This is a genomic window from Litoribacterium kuwaitense (assembly GCF_011058155.1).
Classification (GTDB): Bacteria; Bacillota; Bacilli; order Bacillales; family DSM-28697; genus Litoribacterium; species Litoribacterium kuwaitense.
On record NZ_JAALFC010000076.1, the window covers coordinates 1 to 5209 of the forward strand.

A 5209-nucleotide genomic window follows, 5' to 3' on the forward strand; every position below is an offset into this window, starting at 1 on the left:
CGTCTTTGCGATTAAGATTTCTTGTTCTTTGTTTGGGTAGATACGGAATTTGTATGCTTTGTTGACCAACATTGCTTTTCACCTCACTTTAGACCTTGATTACTGAATGATTATTACTATCTTAATTCCATCCAAATATCAGCCTTTCTTTTGTATAAGACTGATGATATCATAGCACAAAAAAGAAACAACTTTTAGGCTGACGCCTAACCGACATTCATCTCCCACTTACTCATTGGACAACGTCCTAACATTCCTTGAAGTGGGAGTCTTCTGTCAGAAAACGATAAAAATGAAGCCAGAGTGCTTACATACACTGGCTTCATTTTTCCATTAATTCTCTTTTTTAGGTGCTTCTGCTTCATCCTGAGGCTGTTGTTCAGGCTCTACAGGCGGCTCTTCATTTTGAAGAGGCTGCTCTTCTTTTCTTGCACCATGACGCTTTTCATGATGGGTTCTCTTCTTGTCTTGACGCCTGATTTCTCGCTCTCGGCGAATGCGGTCGCGATCCGCGTGGAGCGTTGGTCTCTCCTTATCTAATGCCTTAAAGAGCGACACGATCATCAAAATAATGATAAATGTAAACGGGAGCGCCCCGATAATGGATGCTGTCTGTAGTGCCGATAAACCTTCCTCAGAAGTCAATAGCACGGCTGCTGTACCAGAGATAATAATTCCCCAAGTAAACTTTACGATATTTGGAGGTGAAAGCATACCTCCTGTCGTCTGCATACCAAGCACGACAGTTGCCGAGTCGGCCGAAGTGACAAAGAACGACATGATCAGTAGCACAGCAATGAGCGACACGAAAAAGGCGAGTGGAAATTGTTCAAGCAAGGAAAAGAGAACAATTTCTTCTCCGCCAGATTGCATGTCGGCATACAAATCTGTTCCTTGGTTTTGGAAAAATAGTGTCGTCCCTCCGAAAACACTGAACCAAAAGGCACCAAATAATGAAGGAAGTGCAACGACACCGATAATGAATTCACGAATGGTACGTCCTCTAGAAACCCGGGCAATAAACGAACCGACGAACGGTGACCAAGAAATCCACCAAGCCCAGTAAAAGATTGTCCAATCCTGTACCCAAGTCGATTCTGGATTTGGATCATACACATCAAGCCTAAAGCTCATACCGAAAAAGTTTTGCGCATAAGAGCCAATTCCTTGCGTGAATACACCCATAATATAACTTGTTGGACCTAATAATAAAATAAATGCAACAAGAACTAGTGACACACGGACGTTCAGCAGGCTTAAGATACGTATTCCTTTATCAATACCGGTTAACGCCGATATAGAGAATAATATTGTGACGATGACGATAACAACAAATTGAAAAAGAGGGCCTGAAAAAGCTTCAAGACTAGGGAATAAATATTTTAAACCAGCTGTAATTTGGGCTGCACCTAATCCTAAAGACGTCGCCGTACCAAATAATGTCGCAAAAACAACGAGAACATTGATCCCGTTTCCTACCCAACCGTCAACTCGATCACCGATTAACGGTCTAAAAGTAGAGCTAAATATTGCCGGCTCATCTTTACGATATTGGAAATAGGCTAGTGTTAATGCAACAATCGAGTAAATGGCCCACGGATGAATTCCCCAGTGGAACATCGAGTACCGCATCGCATCTGCTGCTGCCTGTTGTGTCCCTGGCTCAGCAGTGGCCGGGACAAAATAATGGGAAAGTGGTTCGGCTGAACCCCAAAAGACGAGCCCGATCCCCATCCCAGCAGTAAATAAAAACGCAAACCACGTAACGTAATTGTATTTTGGCTTTTCATCCGGCTTACCAAGACGAATGCGCCCGTATGGACTAAAGACTAAGAAGATTGCCACTCCGACAAAAGCCGTCGCTGACAACAGATAAAACCAACCGAGTTCATTTGTAATGAATCCTTGTATTTGACTCATCACAGCTGACATGTGCGTGGAGGCAAAGAAGCCCCAGGCGATGAAGGCAAAAGCAATCACCGCCGAAATATAAAAGACACTCGTTGCTTTCTTCACTAGACTGCCACCTTTCCCTTATACACAGAACAAAATGTATCAGCGCGATACCTATGTTTGAAAAGATCTTTATCAATGTTCAGTGTAGATTATTTTGTTCTGAAGAATGTAACTTTATGTCATCTCTAAGCCTTTGAAGAAATTTTTCTAAATCGCTGATTGCAACTGAGTTCAAAAAACACTCTTAGACTGCATCGTTATCAGAAAAGCTTAATCCTCTTCCGGACGTTTTTGATCTGTTCGCTCTTCTGAAGTTACATACTCTTCCAGATCTTTTTCATCGTGCTGCCCTTTGCGACGCTTTGTTTTCTCAGCACGACGAATTTGTCGTTCTCTCCGAACTCGGTCACGATCTGCATGAAGCGCCTGTTTTTCTGTTGCTAAGCTTTTGAACAAAGCGATGATCATAAACACGATAATTAGTGTAAATGGTAGAGCCCCAATAATGACCGTCGTTTGCAGAGCGGCCAGTCCGCTTTCAGATGTAAGCAACACTGCTGCCGTTGCAGACATTACGATGCCCCAAACAAACTTTACTGTTTTGGGTGGCGTCAACATTCCCCCTGTCGTCTGCATGCCGAGCACGACTGTTGCTGAATCTGCAGAGGTAACAAAGAACGAGATAATTAACAACACCGCAACGAGCGAGATGAAAAATGAGAATGGAAATTGCTCTAACAAGGCAAACAGAGCGACCTCATCACCAAGACTTTGCACTTTAGCGAAAATATCTTGGCCTTGCTCTTGAAAATAAATCGTCGTTCCGCCAAAAACACTGAACCAAAAGGCACAAAAGATCGAAGGCAAGCCAACCACACCGATAATAAACTCACGGATGGTACGCCCTCTCGACACCCGAGCAATAAATGAGCCGACAAACGGCGCCCAGGAAACCCACCAAGCCCAGTAAAAAATCGTCCAATCTTGTACCCATGTTGAATCCGGATTGTACAAATCCATTCTAAAACTCATGCCTAAGAAATTTTGCGCGTATGAACCAATTCCTTGCGTAAATACACCCATAATATAGCTTGTCGGACCTAAAAACAGAACGAAAGCTAAAAGGATTAAAGACACGCGCACATTAAGCAGGCTTAAAATCCGTATTCCCTTGTCAATGCCACTAAGTGCTGATAAACAAAATAGAATCGTTACAATGAAGATGACCACTAGTTGAAACACTGGGCCTGAATAATGTTCGAGCACAGGGAATAAATATTTTAAACCAGCTGTAATTTGAGCTGCACCAAACCCTAATGATGTAGCTGTACCAAATAATGTCGCAAACACAACAAGAATATTGATTGTTTTTCCAACTGCACCATCTGCATGCTTGCCGATCAACGGTTTAAACGTTGAACTGAATTGTGCAGGTTCATCTTTACGGTATTGAAAATAAGCTTGGGCAAGTGCGACGACTGCATAAATCGCCCACGCATGAATCCCCCAATGAAAAATGGAATAACGAATGGCATCAGCAGCAGCTTGACGCGAACCTGGATCAGCTGTTGCGGGAGCAAAAAAATGTGAGAGTGGTTCTGCTGATCCGAAAAAGACGAGCCCGATGCCCATACCAGCGGTAAATAGAAACGCAAACCACGTAAGATAACCATACTTCGGCTTTTCATCTTGTTTTCCAAGCCGTATACGTCCGTAAGGGCTAAGCGCTAAGTAAACAGCAACAATCACAAATGCGGTGACTAAGAGGAGATAAAACCAACCTAACTGTGAAGTAATAAAACCTTGAATTTGATTCATCATCGAGGCCATTTGGTTTGATGCGAAAAAGCCCCAAATAATAAATGCACTTGCAATCAATACAGAAATATAAAATACACTTGTCGTTTTCTTCAACCGTTCTCCGCCTTCCCTGGCATTCCTTTATATTGACCATAATGTCAGGATTATTAGCCGTGTGTTTATTAATGAATAGGGTTTTAACATTTGTTATACATCCCCTACTTTCATTAATTTAAACCTACTTCTCCCTCTCTCCATGGTGATTTGCGCATGTGAGTTAAGGAGTCGCAAGCGGGATTCACGACAAGACCATAAATGATAACCAACCGTTACAATAGCTTCTTAAAAAACTTACTTTAGCTACTTATCATTCCAATATTAAAGCTAAAATAATCTTCCTGTTATTTAATTTCTTAAGTATTTGTTGTGAATCCAATGGATTTTCAGTTTGTGAAAAAGCACAAAGAAACTAAATTATACAATTAAAACGGAACGTACAATTAAAACCGAACGTTTAGGACATACGAATACTTCTTGCTCACGTGCAAGCTCATTTATTTCATATATGACCTCTTTCATTCTAGTTTTTCTGGAGAATCTGCGGTCATTGCAATGACTGAAACTAACAAAAATAGGAAATGAACTTGTCATTTCCTTTATTATTCAAGAAACAGCTTTCACGAAGTAACCACCGCGATTGCGTTTCTTCACATATAGAATTTCAAATGTGTCTAGATCTCAACAGTGACATACATGACTCTCCCAGAATGCAGATATAACCTGAATATACGGGACTTCGCGAAAACAGTCAAATCCAATCAAAGAGCACTAGACTTTAAATACAGCCAAGAACCCACGTCTGTTTCAGATATAACGCACATCCGCTTAAATACTCACGTGAACTACGCTTACTTAAACCTCTACGATTTTTAACGTCATAAGTCAGCGGCACTTTTAGTCTCTCTGACATCGATCTAAACAATCCTATCGGTCCAAGATGAATGTCTTCATTTAAGTAGCTCATGTATATGTTCTCTTCTAACAAACATCAATCTCCCCCTTCACTCGCGTGAAGAGGGAGACTGTTAGCATACTGCCAAAAGGTTTATTAAGCGAGTTAATTTCATAAGTCCCTTTTTTAAAAAAATGTAGAGTAGTCCCTTGGTGTTTTACATGTTTTTTTAAAATATATCGTGCTTTAATTCACGCTGCCTTGGACATTTGTTCCGATTTCATCTTTTTAATTCGATCTGTGGCCAATCTGGAGGCATTATAAACAAGCGTCACCAACTGGAAATGAAGCCTTGCCTTCTTACCTGTCCGATGACGGACATGATTGAGCCCAAAGAACTCTTTTAGATATGCGTTGACCCTTTCGACAGCGGTTCGCTCTTTATACAGTTTGCCCCACTTCTTTGATCCTCTTGCCGGAGAAGTATACTTTCGGATATCG

Annotated in this window: 5 protein-coding genes; all 5 read right to left on the bottom strand. The window is 41.4% G+C overall.

Annotated features, from left to right (window positions below; all coding sequences use genetic code 11):
* The coding region (locus G4V62_RS18635) for a helix-turn-helix domain-containing protein (RefSeq protein ID WP_165205104.1) at positions 1 to 72 on the bottom strand (72 nt) is incomplete at its 3' end.
* Between the two features lie 261 nt (positions 73 to 333).
* Positions 334 to 2016, bottom strand: a complete 1683-nt coding sequence (locus G4V62_RS18640; protein ID WP_165205095.1) for a BCCT family transporter — start codon at positions 2014 to 2016, stop codon at positions 334 to 336.
* Positions 2017 to 2226: 210 nt separating this feature from the next.
* Entirely contained in the window at positions 2227 to 3870 is a 1644-nt protein-coding gene (locus G4V62_RS18645) for a BCCT family transporter (protein WP_165205097.1), read from the bottom strand.
* Positions 3871 to 4591: 721 nt separating this feature from the next.
* Positions 4592 to 4801, bottom strand: coding sequence for a hypothetical protein (locus G4V62_RS18650; RefSeq protein ID WP_165205099.1), 210 nt, complete (start codon positions 4799 to 4801; stop codon positions 4592 to 4594).
* 158 nt (positions 4802 to 4959) lie between these two features.
* A partial coding sequence (locus tag G4V62_RS18655; protein WP_165205101.1) for a transposase occupies positions 4960 to 5209 on the bottom strand: 250 nt, incomplete at its 5' end.